This is a genomic window from Streptomyces sp. SD15, from assembly GCF_054462255.1.
In genome coordinates this window covers 299,087-325,353 of record NZ_JBTLMO010000001.1, presented here as the reverse complement: position 1 = coordinate 325,353, position 26,267 = coordinate 299,087, and the positions used below count along the sequence as shown (strand labels likewise).

Genomic DNA, 26,267 nt, shown 5'->3' with positions numbered 1-26,267 from the left:
GCGGTCATTCGTACGCCCCCAAGCGGTCGATGGCGGATTCCACGGCGTTCCACGCGGTCTGTCCGAGACCGCAGATCGAGGCGTCCCGCATGGCACGGCCCACCTCGCGCAGCAGCGCGATGTCCCCCGCGGCCTCGGCGCCCGCGCGCTCCACGATCCGGTGCAGCGCCTCCTCCTGGCGCACGGTCCCCACCCGGCACGGCACGCACTGGCCGCACGACTCGTCGCGGAAGAACTCGGCGATCCGCAGCAGCAGCCGCGGCAGCTCAACCGTGTCGTCGAAGGCCATCACCACGCCCGAGCCGAGCGTCGTGCCCGCCTGACGGGTGCCTTCGAAGGTGAGCGGTATGTCCAGCTCGTCGGGTCGTACGAAGCCGCCGGCCGCGCCGCCGAGAAGGACCGCGCGCAAACGTTCACGCACCCCCGCCGACTCCAACAGCTCACCCAGCGTCGCCCCGAACGGCAGCTCGTAGATACCGGGCCGGTCCACGCTCCCCGACACGCAGTACAACTTCGGGCCCGTGGAGCCGGGGGTGCCGATGGCGGCGTACGGCTGCGCCCCCATGGTGAGGATCGGCAGCACGTTGATCAGGGTCTCGACGTTGTTCTCGGCAGTGGGTTTGCCGAACAAACCCTTCTCTACGGGGAAGGGCGGTTTCGAACGGGGCTCTCCTCTGTAGCCCTCGATCGAGTTGAAGAGGGCGGTCTCCTCGCCGCAGATGTACGCGCCCGCACCACGCCGGATCTCGATGTCGAAGGCGTATCCCTGGCCCAGGACGTCGTCGCCGAGCAGGCCACGCGCGCGTGCCTGCCCGATGGCGTGCTCCATGCGGTGCAGCGCGCGCGGGTACTCGCCGCGCAGATACAGATACCCGTGGTGCGCGCCGACCGCGTACGCCGCGACCGTCATCGCCTCGACGAGCGCGTACGGGTCGCCCTCCATGACCAGCCGGTCCTTGAAGGTGCCCGGCTCGGATTCGTCCGCGTTGCACACCAGATAGTGCGGATGGTCGGGCTGGGACGCCGTGGCCTGCCACTTGCGGCCGGTGGGGAAGGCGGCGCCGCCACGCCCGACCAGGCCCGCGTCGGTCACCTCGCGGATCACCGCGGCGGGACCGATCGCGAACGCCCGGCGCAGCGCGGTGTACCCGCCGTGCGCCCGGTAGTCGTCCAGATCGGTGGGGTCCACCACACCGACGCGGCGCAGCAGGATCAGTCCGTCCTGGCCGGCCTGCGGGACGGCGGCGGAGGCGGGTGGTTCGTCGGGGGCGGCCCCGGGGGTGGTAGCGGCGACGACGGCGGTGGTGACGGTGGCGGGTGCGATGACGGCGGTGGCCCTTGTCAGCCCGTCCGGCGTTTGAGGACGAGGCCGTTCAGGCCGATCCGGGGGTCCGGGGGCGGAGCCCCCGGGGACGGGAAGGGTAGGGGCGGCGGGGGCGAGAACGCCCTCAGGTGCCCCCGCCCGCATCACCAGCGCCGCCGGCGCCCGCTCGCACAGGCCCAGGCAAGGACTCCGCTCGACCGCAACCCCACTCCCGAGCCCCAGTCGGGCCTCGATCCCCGCGCACAGATCGGCCGCCCCCGCCGCCGCACACGCGAGATCCGTGCACGCATGGAGCACGGTCGCCGGGCGCGGCTTCACCGAGAACATCGAGTAGAAGGTCGCGACCCCGTACGCCTCCGCGGGCGGCACCGTGAGACGGCGGCACAGGTAGCCGAGGGCGCCCTCGCTGATCCACCCCACGCGATCGTTGATCGCGTGCAGCCCCGGCAACAGCAGGTCACGGCGTTCGCGTGCCTCGCGGCCACCGCGCGCCCACCTGAGGTCGGCGTCGGAGCGGTCGGCGCCCTCCCACGAGGACTCCGGAGGGCCGAGCAGCGCGTCGACGGCCGCCCGCTCCTCGTCCGTCGGTTTGCTGTCACCGAAGTGCAGGTCCACCACATCACCTCACTTGAATCGGGGCCGGCAGCTTCTCGATCCGGATGGCCGACGCCTTGAACTCCGCCGTCCCCGCGATCGGGCAATTCGCCTCGATCGTCAGCTGGTTGGTGTCCACCTCGTCGGGAAAGTGCATGGTCATGAACGCGAGCCCGGGGCGCAGGGCGGTGTCGATCCACACGGGTGCCACGACGGATCCGCGCCGCGAGGACACCCGTACGTCCTCGCCCACCACGACCCCGTAGCGCTCCGCGTCCTCCGGGCACAGCTCGACGTACTCGCCCCGCCGCAGCGGCGACGCGAAACCGCCGCTCTGCACACCGGTGTTGTACGAGTCGAGCCGCCGCCCGGTGGTGAGCCGGATCGGGTACTCCTCGTCCGTCAGGTCCACCGGCGGGTCGTGCTGGACGAGCCCGAAGGGCGCGAGACGGCCCCGCTCGGCGGGGTCCGCGGCCCACAACCGGCCGTGCAGATACGTCGGTTCGAGCCGCGTGGGGTCCGGGCAGGGCCACTGGATGCCCTGGTGCTCCTCCAGCCGCTCGTACGTCATCCCGTAGTGGTCCGGCGACACCGACCGCAGCTCGTTCCACACGGTCTCGGCGTCGGCGTACTTCCACTCGTGGCCGAGGCGCGTGGCGAGGTCGCAGAGGATGTCGATGTCCTCACGGGCCTCGCCGGGCGGGATGACGGCGGCGCGGACCCGCTGAACTCGCCGCTCGCTGTTGGTGGTTGTCCCCTCCGTCTCCGCCCACCCGGCGGTCGCGGGCAGCACGACATCCGCCAGCTCGGCCGTCTTCGTGAGGAAGATGTCCTGTACGACGAGGAAGTCCAGGGCGCTCAGCCGCCGCACCGCCTGTTCGCTGTCGGCCTCGGACTGCGCGGGGTTCTCCCCGATGCAGTAGACGGCCTTGAGCGTGCCCTCCTCCATGGCCTCGAACATCTCCGTCAGATTCAGCCCGTAGTGCGGCTGGATGACGGTCTCCCAGGCGGACTCGAACTTCAGCCGCGCGTCGGGATCGAGGATGTCCTGGAAGCCGGGGAGCCGGTTGGGGATGGCGCCCATGTCGCCGCCGCCCTGCACGTTGTTCTGGCCGCGCAGTGGCTGGAGCCCGGAGCCGTAGCGGCCCACGTGCCCGGTCAGCAGCGACAGATTGATCAGAGCGCGGACGTTGTCCGTGCCGTTGTGGTGCTCGGTGATGCCGAGTGTCCAGCACAGCTGGGCGCGCTCGGCGCGGGCGTACGCGTGCGCCAACTCCCGTATCGCCGCGGCCGGTACGCCTGTCACCTTCTGGGCGAGCGACAGCGTCCACGGCTCGACCAGCTGTTTGTACTGCTCGAAGCCGCTGGTCGCCCGCTCGATGAAGGCGTGGTTGGCGAGGCCCGCGTGGATGATCTCGCGGCCGATCGCGTGCGCCATCGGGATGTCGGTGCCGACGTTCAGGCCGAGCCAGCTCTCCGCCCACTCGGCCGTGGAGGTGCGGCGTGGGTCGACCGCGTACATCCGGGCGCCGTTCCTGATCCCCTTCAGTACGTGCTGGAAGAAGATGGGGTGCGCGAAGCGGGCGTTGGAGCCCCACATCACGATGAGGTCGGTGTGCTCGGCCTCGGCGTACGAGGAGGTGCCGCCGCCTGAGCCGAAGGCCGCCGACAGGCCGGCGACGCTCGGCGCGTGGCAGGTGCGGTTGCAGGAGTCGACGTTGTTCGTGCCCATCACGACCCGGGCGAACTTCTGGGCCACGTAGTTCATTTCGTTGGTCGCACGGGCGCAGGAGAACAGGCCGAAGGCGCCGCGTGCGGCACTCAGTCCCGCGGCAGCGCGGGTCAGTGCCTCGTCCCAGGTGGCCTGCCGGAAGGGCTGGTCGCGCGAGTCCCTGACGAGCGGATGAGTGAGTCGGGCATAGATCTTCGGGTCGCGTTTCCTCATGCGGCGCTCCTCAACGCGAGCAGGTCCGAGATGGCGTGGACGGTACGGAGCGTCGGCACCGGGACTTCGGTGATCTCCGCCAGCTCCACGACGGCCGCCAGCAGCACGTCGAGTTCGAGCGGCTTGCCGCGCTCCAGGTCCTGGAGAGTGGAGGTGCGGTGGTCGCCGACGCGTTCGGCGCCGGCCAGCCGCCGTTCGATGGAGACGCCCACCTCGCAGCCGAGGGCCTGGGCGACCGCGAGCGTCTCGGTCATCATGATCTCGATGACCCTGCGGGTGCCGCCGTGCAGGCACATCTGCCGCATCGTCGCGCGGGCCAGCGCGCTGATGGGGTTGAAGGAGATGTTGCCGAGCAGCTTGAGCCAGATGTCGTTGCGCAGGTCCTGCTCGACAGGACACTTGAGCCCGCCCGCCTGCATGGCGTCGCTGAACGCCCGACAGCGCGGGGAGAGCGAGCGGTCGGGTTCGCCGATGGAGAACCGGGTGCCTTCGAGGTGTCGTACGACTCCCGGTCCTTCGAGCTCGGTCGCGGCGTAGACGACACACCCGATGGCCCGTTCGGGCGCGAGCACCGCACTGACCGCGCCGTCGGGGTCCACGCTCTCGACACGGTGGCCGTCGTGCGGGCCGCCGTGCCGGTGGAAGTACCACCAGGGGATGCCGTTCTGGGCGGCGATCACCGCCGTCGTGTCGTGCAACAGGGGCTCGATCAGCGGCCCGCACGCCGCGTACGAGTTGGCCTTCAGGCCCAGCAGGACGAAGTCGACCGGGCCGACCTCGGCCGGGTCGTCGGTGGCATGGGTGCGCGCGGTGAAGTCACCGCGCGGGCTGAGTACATGGACTCCGTGCTGCCTCATGGCCGCCAGATGCGGTCCACGGGCGATGAGGTGCACATCGGCGCCTGCGCGGTGCAGCGCGGCGCCGACGTAGGCGCCGATCGCACCGGCGCCGAGAACGGCGACTTTCACTGGGGGCGCTCCGTTCGGTCGAGGGTACCGAGGAACTGGCAAACTGTGTCGACGAAATATTGTCTACAGTATGGAACTTGGACCAGCAAGACTTCGCGCAGCACCTGGGCCGGTGACCGTGGAGACGGAGATGGGTCATCGGGCCCGACCGTTCGTCGCGCCGTGGATACCGCTCACCGCATACGGTCGACGAGTTGGTGCCGAACAACTTCCCAACCGGGCGGCCGCTTCCTATCGTTCGGGATCATGAGCCCCCCTGTCGCACCGCCTGGGTGGAGCCGCTGGCTCGTCCCGCCCGCCGCCCTGTCGGTCCACCTCTCCATCGGCCAGGCCTACGCCTGGAGCGTCTTCAAGCCGCCGCTCGAATCCGCCCTCGGCCTCAGCGGCACCCAGAGCGCGCTGCCCTTCCAGCTCGGCATCGTCATGCTCGGTCTGTCCGCCGCGTTCGGCGGCACGCTCGTGGAGCGCAACGGGCCGCGCTGGGCGATGACGGTCGCCCTGGTCTGCTTCTCCACCGGCTTTCTGATCGCCTCGCTCGGCGCCGCCACCGAGCAGTACTGGCTGATCGTGTTCGGCTACGGCTTCGTCGGCGGGATCGGCCTCGGCATCGGCTACATCTCGCCCGTCTCGACCCTGATCAAATGGTTCCCGGACCGGCCCGGCATGGCCACCGGCATCGCGATCATGGGCTTCGGCGGCGGCGCGCTGATCGCCTCGCCATGGTCCGCGCAGATGCTGAAGTCCTTCGGCTCCGACTCCTCCGGCATCGCCCTCGCGTTCCTCGTGCACGGGCTGTCGTACTCCGTCTTCATGCTGCTCGGCGTGCTGCTGGTGCGGGTGCCGCGCGACGACAAGCCGGTCAAAGCGGGCCCTGGGCCGCTCGACGGGGTGCAGGTGTCCGCGAACAACGCCGTGCGCACCCCGCAGTTCTGGTGCCTGTGGGTCATCCTGTGCATGAACGTGACCGCGGGCATCGGCATCCTCGAGAAGGCCGCCCCGATGATCACGGACTTCTTCGCGGACACCTCCACACCGGTGTCGGTCTCCGCCGCCGCGGGCTTCGTGGCGCTGCTCTCGGCGGCGAACATGGCGGGCCGGATCGGCTGGTCGTCCACGTCCGACCTGATCGGCCGCAAGAACATCTACCGCGTCTATCTCGGTGTGGGCGCGTTGATGTATCTGCTGATCTCACAGTTCGGGGACTCGTCCAAGCCCCTGTTCATCGTCTGCGCGCTGGTGATCCTCTCCTTCTACGGCGGCGGCTTCGCAACCATTCCCGCGTATCTGAAGGACCTCTTCGGCACCTACCAGGTCGGCGCGATCCACGGCCGGCTGCTCACCGCCTGGTCCACGGCGGGCGTCCTCGGCCCGCTGATCGTCAACTGGATCGCGGACCGGCAGAAAGAGGCGGGCAAGCACGGCTCGGCGCTCTACGAGACCTCGTTCCTGATCATGATCGGGCTGCTGGCCGTCGGCTTCGTCGCCAACGAGCTGGTGCGACCCGTCCACACTCGCCACCACATCCCCGCACCGAGGGAGGCCGCCGATGACGACTCCGTCCAGCCCCAGCAGTCCGCCTGAAGACCGCCGTGGGCTCATCGCCTTCACCTGGCTGTGGGTGGGGGCGCCGTTCTGTTACGGCCTGTACGAGCTCGTACTGAAGGCCAAGCAGCTGTTCACGGGGTGAGGCCCCGGCATGCTTGCGGACGGTGTGCGGACGGACGGACGGACGGCGTGCGTGCGGTCGGACGGCGTGCGTGCGGTCGGACGGTACGCGGACGCACGATATGCGGACCCGACGTGACGGTATGCGGACGTTGTTTCGGGCGTCCGAGTGCCTGACAGAAGCCGACAAGCCTGACGCCCCTTTCCTGTGGCAACAGCTGCCGTCGTACTCGTGAGTCACTGATCAGACTGGAGGATCCCGCTACCCAAGGCAACGAGGGGACCCCCCAATGAACGGCTCACGCATCGCGGCCGTCGGCCACTACCAGCCCGCCAAGGTACTCACCAACGAGGACCTGGCGGGCCTGGTCGACACCAGTGACGAGTGGATCAGGACCCGGGTGGGCATCCGCACACGCCACATCGCCGGGCCCGACGAGCCCGTCGACGAACTGGCCGCGTACGCCGCGGCCAAGGCGCTCGCGGCGGCGGGGCTGACCCCCGGCGATATCGACCTGGTCCTCGTCGCCACCTCCACGGCCGTCGACCGCTCCCCGAACATGGCCGCCCGGGTCGCCGCCCGCCTCGGCATCCCGTCCCCGGCCGCGATGGACGTCAACGTGGTCTGCGCGGGCTTCACGCACGCGCTCGCCACTGCCGACCATGCCGTGCGCGCGGGGGCGGCGACGAGGGCGCTGGTCATCGGCGCGGACAAGATGTCCGAGGTGACGGACTGGAGCGACCGTACGACCAGTGTCCTGGTGGGGGACGGGGCGGGGGCCGCGGTGGTCGAGGCCTCGCAGGACCCCGGTATCGGGCCGGTGCTGTGGGGTTCGGTGCCCGAGATGGGACACGCCGTGCGCATCGAGGGCACGCCCCCGCGGTTCGCCCAGGAGGGGCAGAGCGTCTACCGCTGGGCCACGACGCGGCTTCCCGCGATCGCCCGGCAGGCCTGCGAGCGGGCCGGGCTCGCGCCCGAGGAACTCGCCGGGGTCGTCCTGCACCAGGCGAACCTGCGCATCATCGAGCCCCTCGCCGCGAAGATCGGTGCCGTGAACGCCGTGGTCGCACGCGATGTCGTCGACTCCGGCAACACCTCCGCCGCCAGCATCCCGCTCGCCTTCTCGAAACTCGTCGAACGCGGCGAGATCAGCACCGGCGACCCTGTGCTGCTCTTCGGGTTCGGCGGCAACCTGTCGTACGCGGGACAGGTCGTCCACTGCCCGTGACGTGCACGGACGGCAGGGTGTGACGAGCTCGACCTCCCCCGACCCTGGCCATTGTGCGCCGTAGACTGTAGACGAAAGACAATCGATACTGGCTTTTCTGATACTGCTCTTCGACGGCTATGGCTTTGGCATTCGGTGGCTTTGGCAAGAGGGGGACCGCGATGTTGTCGACAGGACTGCCGCAGGGGGCGGTGCCCAGGCTCGAACGGCCCGGCCCGCTGCGCGACCGTGTCTACGAAGCGCTGCTCGAACTCATCACGACCCGTGCCCTCCAGCCGGGCCAGCACCTGGTCGAGAGCGAACTCGCCGGGCATCTCGGGGTCTCCCGGCAGCCCGTGCGCGAGGCGCTGCAGCGGCTGAACACGGAGGGGTGGGTCGATCTGCGGCCCGCCCAGGGCGCGTTCGTGCACGAGCCGACGGAGGAGGAGGCGGACCAGCTTCTCACGGTGCGCACGCTGCTGGAGGCCGAGGCGGCCCGGCTCGCCGCCGCCAACGCGGGCACCGCCGGCATCGCCGCGCTCGAGGAGCTGTGCGCCGAGGGCGAGCGCGCGGTCGCCGCCGACGACGTGGACGGCGCGGTCGCGATGAACGCCCGCTTCCACACGAAGGTCATGGAACTGGCCGGCAACACGGTCCTCGCCGAACTGGCCGCGCAGGTCGACCGACGGGTCCGCTGGTACTACACGCCGGTCGCCCGGCAGCGCGGCCGGCAGTCCTGGATCGAGCACCGCGACCTCATCGCCGCGATCGCCGACCGCGACGAGCCACGCGCCACCCAGGTCATGCGCGCGCACACCGAGCACACGCGCAAGACGTACCACGAGCGCGAAAAGTCCTGACCACCGGTTTCGGCGTGCCGGACCCCGCGTCTCCGGCATGATCCGCCGGACAGGCCCTAAGTCGGCGGCACGATGCGGTACCCGAGGCTGAGGACGACCTTGATGGTCTCCACGGCAAGCTCCCTGTCGTACTCCTTCTCCCGCTCCGGCAGCTCCGGGTAGGGGACGAGCAGGGGATGCGTCAGCGCGGAGTCGCTCCGCTCCGCACCGGGACGCCAGCCCTCCGCCAAGCGGCGCCGAGCCCAGCGGGCATGCGCGTTCTCGGCGAGTTCCTCGACGAGCGCCAGCAGGCCCGCGTCGAGTTCGATTCCGCTGGTGTCAAGGGGAGTCGGCGTCCAGCCGTTCTCTGCCATGTCTCATGTTCCGGAGTAGTCGGGGGTGATCTGACCGGTGAAGAAGCCGTCCATGTCCTGGACGATCAGCGCGACCCGCTCGGCCTCGGTGAGGTCGGAGATGTCCGCGCCCTGTTCGGGGATCAGTTCCTCGGAACTGCCGTCGAGGAAATAGGGAATGATGGTCAGCCGCCCCTGGTCGCTGAGCCGACGGGCGGTCGCCAATTCCCGTCTGCACCATTCACTGCGCCAATAGGCCTGGCTCACCAGTGGGGCGAACACCTGGCTCGCCGCGAGTTGCTGCTCCAGCCGGTCCTGCCATTTCGAGCCGCGCGGGATCGTGTTGTTGTACACGTAGTGGAAGAACGTGAAGTTCTGGAGCTTGAGGGCACGTCCGACCTCGCGCGACAGCGCGTCGTCCGGTCCCGCAGTGCTGAGGAAGATCTTGCCGTCGGTGCGGCCGGTGCTGCGGATGTATCCGATCCCCTCGTCGAGATTGCGGAACTGCTGCCGAGGAAGGTCGAACCGCTCCAACTGCTGCTCCAGCCGAGCGGCGAATTCACCGGGGCTGTTCCACCACAGCACGGAATCCTGCTCGAAGGTGGCGTCGCGCAGGGTTTCGCCCACGACCAGGTCCGGGACGCCCGGCCGCGGACCGCCCGCGGGGTCGTGGTGAATGACGTTCAGGGTCGGGATGGACCGGCCGAGAAGCAGATGGAAGAGCCGGTCAAGAGGCTCCTGACCGCCGATGTCGATGACGACGAAGTCGAGCGGGTCGAGCTGGAGGGGAATCTTCGCCTGATCCTTGAAGGCGACGTCCACCTCCTTCACCGCGTACCCGAACTTCGCCAGGGTCTGGGTGATCAGGGGCTTCGCCGCCCGGTACGCGGGAGTGTCGGGTACCGCGAGCCCCACTTCGCCGACCAGCTGGTCTCCCGCTGAGGAGTAACCCTGTGCCTTGAGGGCGAGCTGCCGGATCGGCTGCTCGAAGCCGCCATAGGTGTCCAGCTCGTCCCGGTCGAAGACGAACCGCTCCTGGACATTGGGAAAGTGGTACCCGGGGACACCCTTCTCGACAAAGACCAGCAGGGGTTTGACGGCCCGTGCCGCCAGCCCGTACTCGTAGACGATGAACGGCGAACACTTGTAGGCGGACTGATCCCGGCGCAGGGTCACCACGCCGACGAAGCAGGCACTGCGTCGCATGGTCATCTCCAGATGACAGGTGGACAGCGCGCCGGCGGATTGCGGGTCGACCGTGAATCCGAATCCCTGAGCGTCGAAGGCGCGCCAGAAGAACTCGTTGATATCGCGGTCTTCCCGCCGATAGCTGTGGCTGAAGTACGTGGGAATCCGGCGTGCCGCGACCATGACCGCTGTTCACTTCCCCGTGGACTCGTTGCGCGGGCTCGAGAGTTGAACCCAGGTGCCCATTTCCCGCTGTTCGATCCGCGACACACTGGCGGCGAGGTTCTTGTCCCGGGTGCTCTCGTCGTCGTACGGCCTGGAGGCGGTCAGATACAGCCGGCGCTCCGTCTCGACGGCCTCGCGTGCCTGGCTGAACCGGAGATAGTCGTCCTGCCAGTGGAAGGTGGAGCGCAGCCCGGTGATGACGACGACCAGGCCGCCCAGGACCGCGGGTATGCGCGCGTTCCCGGGCACGATGACCGCCGAAACCGGAATGGCCGCGGAGAGGATCAACTGCAGGACATCGGACAGCCGGAAGTACCTGCGGGCCTTGATGGCCGCGGCTCGGTACCACTCGTAGGACCCGTTGGCTATGCCCAGGGCATAGCCGGGGTCCGGGAACTCCTCGCGCGACGTCTCCGGCACCATGCGCTCCCCCCAGCACTTGACGACCACTTCTGCCCGCAGACACAGGGTAGCCGCGACGTCACTCGGTTGCCCATGACCGTGGAGCCGGACCGCCGCGCAACCGTTCTTTGTCCTCTGAGTGGAGAAAGTTGTGGGCGATCTCTGCGCAACTTCTTCCCAGCCCCGGCAACCGCTGCTACGTTCCACTCGAAAGCAAGCCATACAGAAGTGGCCGGAACCCAACTGGCGCAGGCCGATCGAGGCGGGGAGGGGCTCGTGAGACGTATGACAGCTCGACCCGCGAATGCGCACCAGGCCCGGCTGCTACGCCTGTTGCGAGACGGCGGCCCCAACTCCCGGGCCCAGCTGGGCGATCAGGTCGACCTCTCGCGGTCGAAGCTGGCCGTCGAGGTGGAACGGCTCCTGGAGACCGGGCTCGTGGCAGCCGACGGACTCGCCGCATCCCGCGGCGGCCGCCGCTCCCACAACATCCGGCTCGCACCGGGGCTGCGTTTCCTCGGCGTCGACATCGGGGCGACCTCGATCGACGTGGCCGTCACCAATCCAGAACTGGAGGTCCTGGGCCACATCAACCAGCCCATGGACGTCCGCGAAGGACCGGTCGCGGTCTTCGAGCAAGTCCTGTCCATGGCCGCCAAGTTGAAGGCATCAGGGCTCGCGGAAGGGTTCGACGGCGCCGGAATCGGCGTGCCGGGGCCGGTCCGTTTCCCCGAGGGTGTTCCTGTCGCCCCGCCGATCATGCCCGGCTGGGACGGCTTCCCGGTTCGCGAGGCGCTCAGTCAGGACCTCGGCTGTCCCGTCATGGTCGACAACGACGTGAACCTCATGGCCATGGGGGAGCAGCACGCGGGCGTCGCACGCTCCGTGGGCGACTTCCTCTGCGTCAAGATCGGAACGGGTATCGGTTGCGGCATCGTCGTCGGCGGTGAGGTCTACCGCGGTACGACGGGCAGCGCCGGAGACATCGGGCACATCCAGGCCGTGCCCGACGGGCGTCCGTGCGCCTGCGGCAACCGGGGTTGCCTGGAGGCTCATTTCAGTGGGGCCGCGCTCGCCCGCGACGCCACAGAGGCCGCCCAGCAGGGACATTCGCAGGAGTTGGCCTCCCGGCTGGAGGCGGCGGGCAGTCTGAGCGCCGTCGACGTCGCCGCCGCGGCCGCCGCGGGAGACGCCACCGCGCTCGGCCTGATCCGCGAGGGCGGCAACCGCACCGGCCAGGTCATCGCCGGGCTGGTCAGTTTCTTCAATCCGGGCCTGGTGGTGATCGGCGGCGGGGTGACGGGTCTCGGCCATACCCTGCTCGCCGCGATCCGCACCCAGGTCTACCGCCAGTCGCTGCCGCTGGCGACCGGCAATCTACCCATCGTGCTGGGGGAGTTGGGGCCGACGGCCGGAGTCATCGGCGCGGCTCGGCTCATCAGCGACCATCTGTTCTCTCCCGCGTAGCGCTCGCAAGAGCCACCGCGCCCTATCTCTCTTCGTCACCTCACCGGCACAGCTCCCTGCTCTGCCCTGCCCTGAAACCGGCCCGCACGCCCGCCAAGGGGAACCGTCATGGCACCAGAACCACCGCTGCTCACCATGTCCGGCATCACCAAGTCGTTCCCCGGAGTCCGGGCCCTCGACGGTGTCGACCTCGACGTCCTGGCCGGCGAAGTCCACTGTCTGCTCGGCCAGAACGGGGCCGGAAAATCCACTCTCATCAAGGTCCTGGCCGGCGCCCACCAGCCCGACGACGGCACCATCGGCTGGCGCGGCGCACCCGTCGCACTCCGCTCTCCGATCGCCGCCATGCGCCTCGGCATCGCCACCATCTACCAGGAACTCGACCTGGTGGAGGGTCTGTCGGTGGCCGAGAACGTCCACCTCGGGCATGAACCCACGGCCGCCGGCTTCGTCGTACGGGGAAAAGCGGCCCGAGTCTCAACTGCCGCTCTGCTGAAGCGACTTGGGCACTCCGAGATCGACCCGGCGCGACTCGTCGGTGAGCTGTCGGCCGCCCAGCAGCAGATCGTCTCGATGGCACGGGCGCTCTCGCACGACGTACGCCTCATCGTCATGGACGAGCCGTCCGCGGCCCTCGACCCCGACGAGGTCGACAACCTCTTCCGCATCGTCGGCGACCTCACCGCGGACGGAGTCGCCGTCGTCTACATCTCGCACCGGCTGGAGGAGATCCGCCGTATCGGCGACCGCGTGACCGTGCTGAAGGACGGCCGGGCGGTGGCGGGCGGACTGCCCGCGAAGTCCACGCCGACGCGCGACATCGTGGCGCTGATGACGGGACGCAATGTGGAGTACGTCTTCCCGGACCGGCCCACCCGCACGCCGTCGTCCGAACCCGTACTGAAGGTTCAAGGCCTCGCCCGCGAGGGCGAGTTCGCACCGCTCGACCTCGACCTGCGCCCCGGCGAGATCGTCGGCCTGGCCGGGCTCGTCGGCTCCGGACGCTCCGAGATCCTGGAGACGATCTACGGGGCGCGGAAGCCGACGGCAGGTCAAGTCCTGGTCGACGGACGCCCGTTGCATCCCGGCAGCGTCGGCGCCGCCGTCCGTGCCGGACTCGGGCTCGCCCCCGAGGAGCGCAAGGCCCAGGCCCTGCTGATGCTGGAGTCCGTCACGCGCAATGTGTCGGTGTCCTCCATGTCCCGCTTCTCACGCGGGGGTTGGATCGACCGGAGTGCCGAGCAGGGGGCCGCACGGACGGCCACCCGCGAGCTGTCGCTGCGCCCCGACAACCCGTCCGTCCCGATCCGGACCCTGTCCGGCGGAAATCAGCAAAAGGCCGTCCTGGCGCGCTGGCTGCTGCGCGGCTGCCGTGTGCTGCTGCTCGACGAACCGACCCGCGGGGTCGACGTCGGCGCCCGCGCCGAGCTGTACGCGGTCATCCGGCGCCTCGCCGACGAGGGCCTCGCCGTTCTGCTGGTCTCCAGCGAAGTCCCCGAAGTGCTGGGCCTCGCCGACCGCGTGCTGGTGCTCCGGGAGGGCCGCGTCGTCCACACGGCGCCCGCCCGGGAGCTCGACGAACACCGCGTACTCGACCTCGTGATGGAAGGAAGCCCGGCGTCATGACGCAGCCCGTATCCCCGCCGCGGGGCAGCACCGACAAGGTGCCGCCGATGACCGAACTCCCCGCATGGCGCACGCTCGTGGCCCGCGCCGACGTCCGCACCCTCTCGCTCCTCGGTGTGCTCGCCGCCCTGATCGTCATCGGCGGCATCACCAAGCCCGACGAGTTCCTCGACACCCGCAACCTCCAACTCGTCCTCACCCAGGCCTCGGTGATCGGCGTCGTCACCGTGGGCATGACCTTCGTCATCACCTCCGGCGGCATCGATCTGTCGGTCGGCGCGATCGTCGCGCTCTCCTCGGTGTGGGCGACGACGGTGGCCACCCAGGAGTACGGCTTCGCGGGCATCCTCTTCACCGCGGTGCTCGTCGGCGTGGGCTGCGGCCTGGTCAACGGCCTGCTCATCGCGTACGGCGCGATGGTCCCGTTCATCGCGACGCTCGCCATGCTCGCCTCGGCCCGGGGCCTTGCCCTCCAGATCACCGACGGCCAGACTCAAGTCGTCAGTGTGGACGGAATATTGAAGCTCGGCGAGCGCGACTCGTACGTGCTGGGGATTCCTCCGCTGGTGCTCGTCTTCGCGGCCGTCACGATCGTCGGCTGGCTGATTCTCAACCGCACCACCTTCGGCCGGCGCACCGTCGCCGTAGGCGGCAACGCCGAGGCCGCACGGCTCGCGGGCATCGACGTACGGCGGCAGCGGCTGTACCTCTATCTCCTCTCCGGACTGTGCTGCGGCATCGCCGCCTTCCTGCTGATCATTCTGTCCGGCTCGGGCCAGAACACCAACGGCAACCTGTACGAACTCGACGCCATCGCGGCCGCGATCATCGGCGGCACGCTGCTCAGCGGGGGCCGCGGCACCATCACCGGCTCGGTGCTCGGCGTACTGATCTTCACCACGATCACCAACATCTTCGCGCTGAACAACCTGCAGAGCGACGTCCAGCAGATCGCCAAGGGCGCGATCATCGTCGCCGCGGTCCTGGTCCAACGGCGTACCGCAAGCACGACCTGACACGGGAAGGCCCACCACCATGCCAGAGCTCACAAGCCGCAGAGGACTGCTCTTCGGGACCGCCGCCGTCTCGGCCGGCGCCCTCCTCGTCGGCTGCACCAGCAACGACACCAAGGACGACGAGCCGGCCGGCAACAGTCAGCCCGCCGCCGACGACAAGCCGGGCAAGCAGGTCACCATCGGCTTCGCGGGGCCGCAGGCCGACCACGGCTGGCTCAACGCCATCAACGACAACGCCAAGAGCCGAGCCAAGAAGTACTCGGACGTGACACTGGAGATCACCGAGGGCTCCAACGACACGGCCGCGCAGATCGGCCAGATCGAGACACTGATCAACAAGAAGGTCGACGTCCTGGTCGTGCTGCCCGCCGACGGCAAGGCGCTCACCCAGGTCGGGCTCCAGGCGATGCGCGCCGGGATCCCGGTCGTCAACCTCGACCGGATCTTCAACTCCCCGCAGGCGTACCGCTGTTGGATCGGTGGCGACAACTACGGCATGGGCCTCAGCGCCGGTCACTACATCGGCGAGAAGCTGAAGGACAAGCAGAACGCCCGGGTCATCGAGCTCGCCGGGATCGACAACCTGGAGCTCACCCAGCAGCGCACACAGGGATTCGACGCGGCCCTGAAAAACTACCCGAACATCAAGAAGGTCGCCCGCCAGGCCGCCGAGTTCACCGTCGAGTCGGGGCAGGCGAAGATGGCCCAACTCCTCCAGGCACAGTCGAAGTTCGACGCGCTGTGGAACCACGACGACGACCAGGGCGTGGGCGCGCTGCGGGCCATTGAACAGGCCGGGCGCGACGACTTCCTGATGGTCGGCGGGGCCGGCGCGCTGTCCGCCTTCCAGGCCATCGAGGCGGACAACAGCGTCCTGAAGGCGACCGTGCTCTACCCGCCGACCATGGCCGCGTCCGCGATCGACCTCGCCCGCGCACTCGGCCAGGGCAAGGGAGTGAGCGGACTCGCCGAGTACGAGATCCCGGCATCGCTCACGCTCTACTCGGCCGTCGTCGACAAGGACAACGTCAGTCAGTACATGGCCACCGGCTTCAAGTAGATGCACCGCGCTCACACCCCCCACAGCGCCAGGACGATGAGGAGGACATCCGTATGGGACAGCCGCACCAGGGCGGGGCAGCCGAGGCAGCCGGGACCGAGGAGGACAGGCAGCCGCTCGGCGTGGGCATGGTCGGTTACGCGTTCATGGGTGCCGCCCACTCACAGGGCTGGCGCACCGTGGGCCGCGTCTTCGACCTGCCGCGTCGCCCGGTCCTCGCGGCCGTCTGCGGCCGTGACGCGGGGGCCGTCCGCGCCATGGCCGACCGGCACGGCTGGGCGGCGGCCGAGACCGACTGGCGCGCGCTGATCGCCCGGGACGACGTCGACATCGTCGACATCTGCACCCCTGGCGACAGCCACGCCGAGATCGCCGTCGCCGCCCTGGCCGCGGGCAAGCACGTGCTGTGCGAGAAGCCCCTCGCGAACACGGTCGAGGAGGCGGAGCTGATGACCGAGGCAGCCGAAGCCGCCTTCGACCGCGGCCAGATGTCCATGGTCGGCTTCAACTACCGTCGATTGCCCGCGACATCGCTGGCCCGGAACATGGTCGCGGAAGGCCGCCTGGGCGTGCTGCGGCACGTGCGGGTGACCTATCTCCAGGACTGGCTGGTGGACCCGGAGTTCCCCCTCACCTGGCGGCTGCGCAAGGAGCATGCGGGGTCCGGCGCGCTCGGCGACCTGGGGGCCCACATCGTCGACCTCGCGCAGTATCTGGCCGGCGAACCGGTCGTCGGCGTCTCCGCGCTCACCGAGACGTTCGTACGGGAACGACCGCTGCCCGGCGCCGCGTCGAGCGGCCTGTCCGCCGTATCGCAGACGGGAGGGCTCGGCACGGTCACCGTGGACGACGCCGCCCTCTTCACCGGCCGCTTCGCCTCCGGCGCGCTCGCCTCCTTCGAGGCATCCCGGTTCGCCACCGGCCGCAAGAACTCCCTGCGCATCGAACTCAACGGCGAGCGCGGTTCGTTGGCCTTCGACCTGGAACGCCTCAACGAACTCGAGTACCACGACCACACCGAGCCCGGCACCCACGCGGGCTTCCGCCGCATCCTGGTCACCGAGCCCGACCACCCCTACCTGGAGGCCTGGTGGCCGCCGGGCCACGGGCTCGGCTACGAGCACACCTTCGTGCACCAGGCCCGTGACCTGGTGCGGGCGATCGCGGAGGGACAGCGGCCCGAGCCGTCCTTCGCCGACGGGCTGCAGGTGCAGCGCGTGCTCGCGGCGGTGGAGGAGAGCGCCGCGAAGAACTCCGTCCTCACCCCCATAGCGAGCTCCCCCGCACTGCTTCGAGGAGGCCTTTAGCATGCCGCGCACCTTCACACTCTTCACCGGCCAGTGGGCCGACCTGCCGCTCGAAGAGGTCTGCCGGCTCGCCCGCGACTTCGGCTACGACGGACTCGAACTCGCCTGCTGGGGCGACCACTTCGAGGTCGACAAGGCGCTCGCCGACCCGGCGTACATCGACTCCAGGCACGCGCTCCTCGACAAGTACGGCCTCAAGTGCTGGGCGATCTCCAACCATCTCGTCGGCCAGGCCGTGTGCGACGCCATCATCGACGAGCGCCACCAGGCCATCCTGCCCGCGCGCATCTGGGGCGACGGCGAACCCGAGGGCGTACGGCAGCGAGCGGCCGCCGAGATCGCCGACACCGCCCGCGCGGCGGCGGCCTTCGGCGTCGACACCGTCATCGGCTTCACCGGCTCGGCGATCTGGCACCTGGTCGCGATGTTCCCGCCCGCACCCGAGTCGATGATCGAGCGCGGCTACGAGGACTTCGCGACGCGCTGGAACCCGATCCTGGACGTCTTCGACGCACAGGGCGTGCGGTTCGCGCACGAGGTCCACCCGAGCGAGATCGCGTACGACTACTGGACAACCCACAAGGCACTGGCGGCAGTCGACCACCGTCCTGCCTTCGGTCTGAACTTCGACCCGTCGCACTTCGTGTGGCAGGACCTCGACCCGGTCGGCTTCCTCTACGACTTCCGCGACCGCATCTACCACGTCGACTGCAAAGAAGCCCGCAAGCGGCTCGACGGCCGCAACGGCCGCCTCGGCTCGCATCTGCCCTGGGGCGATCCGCGCCGCGGCTGGGACTTCGTCTCCGCGGGCCACGGTGACGTCCCCTGGGAGGACGTCTTCCGCATGCTGCGCTCCATCGACTACGCGGGCCCCATCTCGGTCGAGTGGGAGGACGCCGGCATGGACCGGCTCCAGGGCGCACCCGAGGCCCTGACCCGCCTCAAGGCATACGACTTCGAGCCGCCGTCGGCATCCTTCGACGCGGCGTTCGGCGGCAACGACTAGGGGACTTCTGATGGATCTCCGTGGGAGAAGGAGCGGCGTTCGGTGCGTGCTCTCGGCGTGCCGGGCGGAAGCCCTCGTAGCGGAGCTACTAGGGCTTTTGTCCGGTGCGGCGAGAGGGCGTGCCGGGCGTCGCGACGCCGCGGAGATCCATCAGAAGCCCCCTAGGGCCTGCCGGCGGATCAGGCCGGCTCCAGGCAACGGCAACTGATCAGCGCGGGCAAGCGGGGTCTGGTGCGTGCAGCTGCAAGGCGGAGGAGGGCGTCGACGCGATGGGGGTCCCCCCTGTTCGAGCGAAGCCGAGAACTTGGGGGAGTCGGCAACCGACGACAACGCCGCAGATGGCGTGCCAGACCCCGCGACCAGCGGCATGATCCGCCGGACAGGCCCTAGGCCGAGTCCGCACGTTCACGGACTTCCGGGGTGACGGCGCACCCCGGCGTATTGCACCCGCCCGTACGACCAGCCCCTTCATGGAGGCATTTCGTGCACCCGAACGGAAGTATCAGCAACCCCGACAGACCCAGCCGACCCAAGGGCCGCACCAGGCGCCCGAGACTCCGCGGGGCACTCGCCCTGCTGAGCGGCGCCCTGCTCGCCGCCGCGTCCCTCACCCTCACGGCACCCGCGGCCGGCGCAGCCGTCGCCGACCCGGGAGCCGCGGCGGCGGCCGAGGACTTCCAGCAGGTCACCCTCGCCAAGGGCGAGCCCGAGGTCGGCGAGCCGATGTCGCTCGCCGTCCTCCCGGACCGCTCGGTCCTGCACACCTCCCGCGACGGCGAGCTCCGCCTGACCGACGCGGCCGGCAACACCAGGATCGCGGGCAAGCTCGACGTCTACTCGCACGACGAGGAAGGCCTGCAAGGCGTAGGCGTCGACCCGGACTTCACCGACAACCGCTTCATCTACCTCTACTACGCGCCGCCCCTGAACACCCCGGCGGGCGACGCCCCGGAGACCGGCACCGCGGCCGATTTCGCCCCCTTCGAGGGTGTCAACCGCCTCTCGCGGTTCGTCCTGAAGACCGACGGCACGCTGGACGCGGCCAGCGAGAAGCAGATCCTCGACGTCAAGGCGACCCGCGGCATCTGCTGCCACGTCGGCGGTGACATCGACTTCGACGCGGCCGGGAACCTCTACCTCTCCACCGGGGACGACTCCAACCCCTTCCAGTCGGACGGCTTCTCGCCCCTCGACGAGCGCGCCGACCGCAACCCGGTCTTCGACGCCCAGCGTTCGTCCGGCAACACCAACGACCTGCGCGGCAAGATCCTGCGCATCAAGGTGAACGCCGACGGCTCGTACTCCATCCCCGACGGCAACCTCTTCGCACCCGGCACGGACAAGACGCGCCCCGAGATCTACGCGATGGGCTTCCGCAACCCGTTCCGCTTCAGCGTCGACAAGGCGACCGGCATCCTCTACGTGGGTGACTACGGCCCTGACGCGGGCGCGGCCGACCCGGCTCGCGGCCCCGCCGGCCAGGTCGAGTTCGCGCGGGTGACAGGCCCCGGCAACTTCGGCTGGCCTTACTGCACGGGCGACAACGACGCCTACGTGGACTACGACTTCGCCACCAAGACCTCCGGCGCTGCCTTCGACTGCGCCGCGCCGAAGAACACCTCCCCCAACAACACCGGCCTCACCGACCTGCCTCCGGCGCAGCCCGCCTGGATCCCGTACGACGGCGCGTCGGTCCCGGAGCTCGGTGACGGCTCCGAGTCCCCGATGGGCGGCCCGGTCTACCACTACGACGCCTCGCTGGACTCGCCGGTGAAGTTCCCGCAGGCGTACGACGGGAACTTCTTCGCCGGGGAGTTCGGCCGCCGCTGGATCAAGCGGATCGTGTCGGACGGAAACGGCGCCGTGCAGTCCATCAACTCCGTCCCGTGGACGGGCACGCAGGTGATGGACATGGCGTTCGGGCCCGATGGCGCCCTCTATGTCCTCGACTACGGCACCGCATGGTTCGGCGGCGACGAACACTCGGGTCTCTACCGCATCGAGAACGCCACCGACGGACACTCGCCCGTCGCACAGGCCGCCGCCGACCGCACCTCGGGACAAGCATCGCTCTTGGTGCGCTTCTCCTCCGCCGGTTCGACCGACGCCGACGGTGACGCCCTCACCTACAGCTGGGACTTCGGCGACGGAGGCACGTCCACGTCGGCGAACCCGGCGCACAAGTACAAGAAGAACGGGACGTACACGGCGACGGTGACGGCCAAGGACGCTTCGGGTCGTACGGGCAGCGCCAGCGTGCAGATCGTGGTCGGCAACACCGCACCCAAGGTGGTGGTCGAACTGCCACGCGACGGCCAGCTGTTCAGCTTCGGTGACGCCGTGCCGTTCAAGGTGAAGGTCACCGACCCGGAGGACGGCCGCGCGATCGACTGCACCAAGGTGACGGTCAACTTCATCCTCGGCCATGACAGTCACGGCCACCCGCTCACCTCGGCGACCGGCTGCACCGGCACCCTCCAGACCAGCGCCGACGGTGGCCACGACGACGACGCCAACATCTTCGGGGTCCTCGACGCCGAGTACACCGACGGCGGAGGCGGCGGCCAGGCCCCGCTGACCACCCACGACCAGAGCGTCCTCCAGCCCAAGCACCGCCAGGCCGAGCACTACGACGACGCCTCCGGGATCACCGTCACGTCGCAGGCAACCGCGCACGGCGGAAAGACCGTGGGCGACATCGGCAACGGCGACTGGATCTCCTTCGCGCCGTACGCCCTGGGCAACGCCGCGAAGATCACGGCACGCGTCGCCTCCGCCGGCGCGGGGGGCACCCTCCAAGTCCGCGCGGGCTCCCCGACCGGCCGGGTGCTGGGCACCGCGACCGTGCCGGTGACCGGCGGCTGGGACACCTTCCAGGACGTCAGCGCCAACCTCTCGCGAGTGCCGAGCGGCACCACCGAGCTCTACCTCGTCTTCAAGGGAAGCGGAACCGGCGCGCTCTACGAGGTGGACGACTTCACCTTCACAACGGGCTGACTCCGTAACGCCCGGATCAAGAAACCGCCCCTGAAGGGCAACTGAGCGGCGGCGGGCGGGAGACGCCGTACTCCCGCCCGCCGTCTCATCCTCACTCCTCTTCTCTTCCGTACTCCTCTTCTCTTCCGTTTCTCATCCGTGTGGCTGACGTACGACGACGTACGACAAGGAGGCTGCCCATGTCCGCGTCCCTTTCCGAACCCCGGGTGGGCGTGTGGCTGATAGGAGCGCGCGGCTCCGTCGCCACCACCGTGATAGCCGGCTGCGCGGCCGTCACCGCCGGCCTGCACCCTCCGACCGGCATGGTCACCGAGACCGCCCCCTTCGCCGGGTGTGGCCTGCCCGCGTTGTCCTCCCTCGTCTTCGGCGGCCACGACACCGTGGACTGCCCGCTGCCCAAGCGCGCGGAGGCCCTGGCCGCCGAGGGAGTCCTCCCGCACGGCCTTCCTTCGGCGGTGGCGGCCGAACTCACCGCCACCGACCAGGAGATCCGCCCGGGCGGCCCCGCCCCCGGCGACACACGGACCGCGGCCCAACTCGTGGACGGCTTCGCGGCGGATCTACGGGATTTCGTACGGCGACGGGGGCTGGCCCGGGCGATCGTGGTGAACGTGGCCTCCACCGAGCCCACGCCCACCGGCACCGAACTTCCCCCGAGCTCCTTGTACGCGGCGGCCGCTGTGCAGGCCGGCTGCCCGTACGTGAACTTCACCCCGTCGACGGGTCTGCACCACCCGGCGCTGTCTTCTGCGGCGGCGTCCAGTGGCCTGCCGTACGCCGGGCGGGACGGCAAAACAGGCCAGACCCTGCTGCGGTCGGTACTCGGGCCGATGTTCGCCCAGCGGGCGCTGGCGGTCCGTGCCTGGTCGGGCACCAACCTCCTGGGCGGCGGGGACGGCGCGTCCCTCGCCGACCCGGGCGCCGCCGCGGCCAAGAACGCCGGCAAGGAGCGGGTGCTCGCGGACACCCTGGGCGCCGCGCCTGAAGGCGAGGTCCACATCGACGACGTCCCGGCCCTCGGCGACTGGAAGACCGCTTGGGACCACATCGCCTTCGACGGCTTCCTCGGCACCCGGATGATCCTCCAGACCATATGGCAGGGCTGCGACTCCGCACTGGCGGCACCGCTGGTTCTCGACCTCGCGCGCCTCGTCGCCCGCGCACACGAGAAGGGCCTCTCGGGCCCGCTGGGCGAACTCGGCTTCTACTTCAAGGACCCGGTGGGTGACGGCCCCTCGGCGCTGGGCGAGCAGTACGCGGCCCTGACAGGATTCGCGCAGCAACTGCGCGTACGCCCTGGGAACCCACGATGAGGGCGCAGGCCGACCAGCCGGCGGGGGAGGTCACGTCGGCTCGGTCGGGCCGGGAGGGCGGGTCGGGCGGGTCGGCCCGGTCGGATCGGTCGGGTTGGTTGGCTTGGCTGGGCTTGGCAGGTCGGTTGGGCGGATTGATCCGGTTGGAGCGATTGACCGGCCCGAGTCCGAGCGCGAGTCCGAGTCCGAGCGGGAGTCCAAGTCCGAGCCCGACCTTGAGTCCGAGCCCCAAACCGCTCCCGAGTCCGAGCGGGAGCGGGAGCCCGAGTCCGAGCGGGAGCCCGAGTCCGACCCCGAGTCCCAGCCCCAAACCGCTTTCCACCCCGCTCCCGATCCCGCGCCCCAAGGCCGCCAATGCCTGGGCCGAACTGTTGCGCCTGCCTGCCATGTTCACCGTCCCCGGGGACGCGCTCGCGGGAGCCGCCGCCGTCGGTGCACGCCCGACGCCGCGCACCCTGCTGGCCATCGGTTCCTCCCTCTGTCTGTACGAGGCGGGCATGGCCCTCAACGACTGGGCCGACCAGGCCGAGGACGCGGTGGAACGCCCGCACCGCCCGCTGCCGTCCGGGCGCGTACGACCGGCCGCGGCACTCGCGGCGGCGGGTGCCCTGACGGCGGCGGGCCTGGCTCTGGCAGCCCGCGCCGGACGTCCGGCTCTCGCGGTCGCGGCACCCCTCGCCGCCACGGTGTGGGCCTACGACCTCACGCTCAAACGAACTCCCGCAGGACCGGCGGCGATGGCCACCGCCCGAGGCCTGGACCTGCTCCTCGGCGCGGCGGCCACCGGCGGCAGCATCCGCCCCGCCCTGCCCTCCGCGCTGACCCTGGCCACCCACACCCTCGCGGTGACCACGGTGTCCCGCGGCGAGACCCAGGGCGGATCGCCGCTCGCACCGCTGGCCGCACTCGCCACGACAGCCTCACTGACCTGGGGACTGACGAAAGGCCCAGCGCCCGCCTCCTCCGCGGTCTCCTCCGTCTCCGCCTCCTCGCGGAACCCCACCGCAGACGCCCGGCGCGGGGCCCTCACCACCCTCTACGCCACCCTCTACGCCGCCACCTCCGCCCGCCCCCTCCTCCACGCCACCCTCAACCCCTCACCCCAGCTCACCCAGCGAGCCGTGGGCGGCGGAATCCGCGCCATGATCCCTCTTCAGGCCGCCCTCGCAGCGCGCTCCGGTGCCTTCACCACCGCCCTCCTCACAGCCGCACTCGCCCCGGCGGCCCGCAGGTTCGCTCGGAAGGTGAGCGTCACATGACCCCGACACCCCGCCCGACCGCGCAGACGAGCCTCCAACCCCAACCCCACCCCCTCCGCTTCGGCTATGGCACGAACGGCCTCGCCGACCTCCGCCTGGACGACGCCCTCGCCCTCCTCGCGGACCTCGGCTACGACGGCGTCGGCCTGACCCTCGACCACATGCACCTCGACCCGCTGGCCCCGGATTTCGCCGCCCACACCCGCAGGGTGGCCCGCAGGCTGGACGCCCTCGGCCTCGGCGTCACCGTGGAGACCGGCGCCCGCTATGTCCTCGACCCGCGCCGCAAGCACGGCCCGTCGCTCCTCGACCCGGACCCGGCCGACCGGGCGCGCCGCGTCGACCTGCTGATCCGTGCCATACAGGCCGCCGCCGAACTCGGCGCCCACGCCGTGCACTGCTTCAGCGGTGTACCCCCGGCCGGAACGGACGAGGACACCGCCTGGAAGCGCCTCGCCGAGGCACTCACCCCCGTGCTGGACGCGGCCACCGACGCCGGCATCCCCCTCGCCGTCGAACCCGAACCCGGCCACCTGCTCGCCACCCTCGCCGACTTCCACCACCTCCGTCACAGCCTCGGCGACCCGCCCGCGCTCGGGCTCACCCTCGACATCGGCCACTGCCAGTGCCTGGAGCCCCTGCCGCCCGCCGACTGCGTACGCGCCGCCGCCCCCTGGCTGCGACACGTCCAGATCGAGGACATGCGCCGCGGCATCCACGAACACCTCCCGTTCGGGGACGGGGAGATCGACTTCCCGCCCGTACTCGAAGCCCTGGCCGCCACCGGCTACCAGGCACTGACCGTCGTCGAACTGCCCCGCCACTCCCACGCGGGCCCCCACTTCGCCGAGCAGTCCCTCCCGTTCCTCCGCCGCGCGGCCCGGGCGATCCCTGACGGCGCCGAAGGGAGCACCCCGTGAACCACCACCCACACGCACCCCACGCCACCGCCACGAGCCCCACCGCCACGAGCCCCACTGCCCACCCCGCCCTCGCCGCCCTGCACGCCCGCTTGAACACCTCCCTCGACGCGGCAGCCCGCGCCTGGCTCGACCAGGCCCTCGAGGAAGCCGCCGCCCACCCCGGCACCCACGGGCCCATCTCCGCCTGGGAGTTGCGGATCGCCGAGGCCGGCCGCCGCTGCGGGCCCGAGTACGCCGACGCCGCACGTGTCCTCCTCCTGCACGCAGCCCACGCCGACACGGACGCACTCGCCCGCGTCTACCGGCAGGGCACCGCCGCCGAACGCCGAGCCGTTCTGCACGCCCTGCCCCACCTCGTGCCCGGCCCCGACGCCCTGCCCCTCGTCGAGGACGCCCTGCGCGCCAACGACACCCGCCTGGTCGCCGCCGCCCTCGGCCCCTACGCCGCCCGGCACCTGGACGACCACACCTGGCGGCACGCCGTCCTCAAGTGCCTGTTCACCGGCGTACCCGTCGACGCCGTGGCCGACCTGGCGCAGCGCGCCCACGCGGACGCCGAACTCGCCAGGATGCTCGCCGACTACGCGCAGGAGCGCACCGCAGCGGGCCGTCCCGTGCCCGAGGACCTCCAGCGCGTCCTGGCCCTGACCGAGCCCGCAGCCGAGCCCGCCGCCACCCCCGCCGGCAGGTACGGCACCTCCGGCAAGGAGTCCTGATGCGCATTTTCGACCCCCACATCCATATGACGTCACGGACCACCGACGACTACGAGGCCATGCGCGCCGCGGGCGTCCGCGCCGTCGTCGAGCCCTCCTTCTGGCTCGGCCAGCCCCGCACCTCACCCGCCTCCTTCTTCGACTACTTCGACTCGCTCCTCGGCTGGGAACCCTTCCGCGCCGCCCAGTACGGCATCGCCCACCACTGCGCGCTCGCCCTCAACCCCAAGGAGGCGAACGACCCCCGCTGCGTCCCCGTCCTCGACGAACTGCCCCGGTATCTCGTCAAGGACCAGGTCGTGGCCGTGGGCGAGATCGGCTACGACTCGATGACTCCCGCCGAGGACACCGCCCTCGCCGCCCAACTGGAACTCGCCGCCGACCATGAGCTCCCGGCGCTTGTCCACACCCCGCACCGCGACAAGCAGACCGGGCTGCGCCGCACTCTCTCGGTGGTCCGGGAGTCGGCGCTGCCCCCGGACCGGGTCCTGGTCGACCACCTCAACGAGACCACCGTCAAGGAGGCCAAGGACAGCGGCTGCTGGCTGGGCTTCTCCGTCTATCCCGACACCAAGATGGACGAGGCGCGGATGGTCGCGATCCTGCGTACGTACGGGCCGGAGAAGATGCTCGTCAACTCGGCCGCGGACTGGGGCAGAAGCGATCCCCTCAAGACCCGCGGAGTCGGCGACGCGCTGCTCGAGGCCGGGTTCACCGAGGACGAGGTCGACCGGGTGCTGTGGCGCAATCCCGTTGCCTTCTACGGAATCAGCGGACGCCTGTCTCTCGATGTGACCGGCAACGATGTGACCGGCAACGCCGCGACCCACGAAGGAAACTCCATCCTGCGCGGCGGGGAGTGAGCG

At 70.2% G+C, this 26,267-nt stretch carries 22 protein-coding genes; 16 read left to right on the top strand and 6 right to left on the bottom strand.

From position 1 onward, the window contains the following. Positions 1-4: 4 nt before the first annotated feature. From ACX28W_RS01410 to ACX28W_RS01400, 3 genes are read right to left on the bottom strand one after another with little or no spacing between them, the layout of a single operon-like run. Positions 5-1,939 (bottom strand): NADH-ubiquinone oxidoreductase-F iron-sulfur binding region domain-containing protein, encoded by a 1,935-nt coding sequence (locus ACX28W_RS01410; protein ID WP_458996895.1) that lies wholly within the window; start codon positions 1,937-1,939, stop codon positions 5-7. A 4-nt stretch (positions 1,940-1,943) separates the two neighbouring features. Further along, entirely contained in the window at positions 1,944-3,863 is a 1,920-nt protein-coding gene (locus tag ACX28W_RS01405) for a molybdopterin oxidoreductase family protein (protein WP_458996894.1), read from the bottom strand. Then, positions 3,860-4,831: a 2-dehydropantoate 2-reductase gene (locus ACX28W_RS01400; RefSeq protein ID WP_458996893.1), complete on the bottom strand. Its 972-nt coding sequence runs from the start codon at positions 4,829-4,831 to the stop codon at positions 3,860-3,862. The genes ACX28W_RS01405 and ACX28W_RS01400 overlap by 4 nt, the downstream gene beginning before the upstream one ends. Before the next feature lie 246 nt (positions 4,832-5,077). Between ACX28W_RS01400 and ACX28W_RS01395 the strand changes: the two genes are divergently transcribed. The 4 genes from ACX28W_RS01395 (at position 5,078) to ACX28W_RS01380 (ending at position 8,564) form a co-directional block, all read left to right on the top strand. Then, on the top strand, positions 5,078-6,412 hold the full coding sequence (locus tag ACX28W_RS01395; RefSeq protein WP_458996892.1) for an OFA family MFS transporter: 1,335 nt from the start codon (positions 5,078-5,080) through the stop codon (positions 6,410-6,412). Beyond that, positions 6,378-6,518 (top strand): MFS transporter small subunit, encoded by a 141-nt coding sequence (locus ACX28W_RS01390; RefSeq protein ID WP_362071096.1) that lies wholly within the window; start codon positions 6,378-6,380, stop codon positions 6,516-6,518. The genes ACX28W_RS01395 and ACX28W_RS01390 overlap by 35 nt, the downstream gene beginning before the upstream one ends. A gap of 268 nt (positions 6,519-6,786) precedes the next feature. Then, a complete protein-coding gene (locus ACX28W_RS01385) occupies positions 6,787-7,725 on the top strand; it encodes a beta-ketoacyl-ACP synthase III (protein WP_458996891.1) in 939 nt (312 codons plus the stop codon). Positions 7,726-7,886: 161 nt separating this feature from the next. Continuing rightward, positions 7,887-8,564, top strand: coding sequence for a GntR family transcriptional regulator (locus ACX28W_RS01380; RefSeq protein WP_458996890.1), 678 nt, complete (start codon positions 7,887-7,889; stop codon positions 8,562-8,564). A gap of 56 nt (positions 8,565-8,620) precedes the next feature. Here the strand turns inward: ACX28W_RS01380 and ACX28W_RS01375 are convergent, their stop codons facing one another. Genes ACX28W_RS01375 through ACX28W_RS01365 form a run of 3 tightly spaced genes read right to left on the bottom strand, consistent with a single transcriptional unit; the run spans position 8,621 to position 10,732 of the window. Continuing rightward, positions 8,621-8,917: a RyR domain-containing protein gene (locus ACX28W_RS01375; RefSeq protein ID WP_458996889.1), complete on the bottom strand. Its 297-nt coding sequence runs from the start codon at positions 8,915-8,917 to the stop codon at positions 8,621-8,623. Between the two features lie 3 nt (positions 8,918-8,920). Next, positions 8,921-10,267, bottom strand: coding sequence for a toll/interleukin-1 receptor domain-containing protein (locus ACX28W_RS01370; RefSeq protein ID WP_458996888.1), 1,347 nt, complete (start codon positions 10,265-10,267; stop codon positions 8,921-8,923). A 9-nt stretch (positions 10,268-10,276) separates the two neighbouring features. Then, a complete protein-coding gene (locus tag ACX28W_RS01365) occupies positions 10,277-10,732 on the bottom strand; it encodes a DUF4231 domain-containing protein (RefSeq protein WP_458996887.1) in 456 nt (151 codons plus the stop codon). A 264-nt stretch (positions 10,733-10,996) separates the two neighbouring features. Here ACX28W_RS01365 and ACX28W_RS01360 point away from each other — a divergent pair, with 264 nt between their 5' ends. The 12 genes from ACX28W_RS01360 to ACX28W_RS01305 all read left to right on the top strand — a co-directional run bounded on the left by ACX28W_RS01360 (position 10,997) and on the right by ACX28W_RS01305 (position 26,264). Continuing rightward, the gene (locus ACX28W_RS01360; protein ID WP_458996886.1) at positions 10,997-12,178 is read left to right on the top strand and encodes an ROK family transcriptional regulator; all 1,182 of its coding nucleotides are present in this window, start codon (positions 10,997-10,999) and stop codon (positions 12,176-12,178) included. Positions 12,179-12,286: 108 nt separating this feature from the next. After that, positions 12,287-13,804, top strand: a complete 1,518-nt coding sequence (locus tag ACX28W_RS01355; RefSeq protein WP_458996885.1) for a sugar ABC transporter ATP-binding protein — start codon at positions 12,287-12,289, stop codon at positions 13,802-13,804. Next, on the top strand, positions 13,801-14,820 hold the full coding sequence (locus ACX28W_RS01350) for an ABC transporter permease (protein WP_458996884.1): 1,020 nt from the start codon (positions 13,801-13,803) through the stop codon (positions 14,818-14,820). Before ACX28W_RS01355 ends, ACX28W_RS01350 begins: the two co-directional genes overlap by 4 nt. A gap of 19 nt (positions 14,821-14,839) precedes the next feature. Continuing rightward, on the top strand, positions 14,840-15,880 hold the full coding sequence (locus tag ACX28W_RS01345) for a substrate-binding domain-containing protein (RefSeq protein WP_458996883.1): 1,041 nt from the start codon (positions 14,840-14,842) through the stop codon (positions 15,878-15,880). 53 nt (positions 15,881-15,933) lie between these two features. Beyond that, positions 15,934-17,187 (top strand): Gfo/Idh/MocA family protein, encoded by a 1,254-nt coding sequence (locus tag ACX28W_RS01340; RefSeq protein WP_458996882.1) that lies wholly within the window; start codon positions 15,934-15,936, stop codon positions 17,185-17,187. Position 17,188: 1 nt separating this feature from the next. Further along, positions 17,189-18,193 carry a sugar phosphate isomerase/epimerase family protein gene (locus ACX28W_RS01335; RefSeq protein ID WP_362071118.1) on the top strand — a complete coding sequence of 335 codons (1,005 nt, stop codon included), beginning with the start codon at positions 17,189-17,191 and terminating at the stop codon, positions 18,191-18,193. Positions 18,194-18,694: 501 nt separating this feature from the next. Beyond that, a complete protein-coding gene (locus ACX28W_RS01330; RefSeq protein WP_458996987.1) occupies positions 18,695-21,190 on the top strand; it encodes a PQQ-dependent sugar dehydrogenase in 2,496 nt (831 codons plus the stop codon). A 179-nt stretch (positions 21,191-21,369) separates the two neighbouring features. Continuing rightward, positions 21,370-22,503 carry an inositol-3-phosphate synthase gene (locus ACX28W_RS01325; RefSeq protein ID WP_458996881.1) on the top strand — a complete coding sequence of 378 codons (1,134 nt, stop codon included), beginning with the start codon at positions 21,370-21,372 and terminating at the stop codon, positions 22,501-22,503. Positions 22,504-22,889: 386 nt separating this feature from the next. After that, on the top strand, positions 22,890-23,762 hold the full coding sequence (locus tag ACX28W_RS01320; RefSeq protein WP_458996880.1) for an SCO3242 family prenyltransferase: 873 nt from the start codon (positions 22,890-22,892) through the stop codon (positions 23,760-23,762). Then, the gene (locus ACX28W_RS01315; protein WP_458996879.1) at positions 23,759-24,682 is read left to right on the top strand and encodes a sugar phosphate isomerase/epimerase family protein; all 924 of its coding nucleotides are present in this window, start codon (positions 23,759-23,761) and stop codon (positions 24,680-24,682) included. Before ACX28W_RS01320 ends, ACX28W_RS01315 begins: the two co-directional genes overlap by 4 nt. Further along, positions 24,679-25,401 (top strand): EboA domain-containing protein, encoded by a 723-nt coding sequence (locus ACX28W_RS01310; protein WP_458996878.1) that lies wholly within the window; start codon positions 24,679-24,681, stop codon positions 25,399-25,401. Before ACX28W_RS01315 ends, ACX28W_RS01310 begins: the two co-directional genes overlap by 4 nt. Further along, positions 25,401-26,264: a TatD family hydrolase gene (locus ACX28W_RS01305; protein WP_458996877.1), complete on the top strand. Its 864-nt coding sequence runs from the start codon at positions 25,401-25,403 to the stop codon at positions 26,262-26,264. The genes ACX28W_RS01310 and ACX28W_RS01305 overlap by 1 nt, the downstream gene beginning before the upstream one ends. The last annotated feature ends 3 nt before the right edge of the window (positions 26,265-26,267 follow it).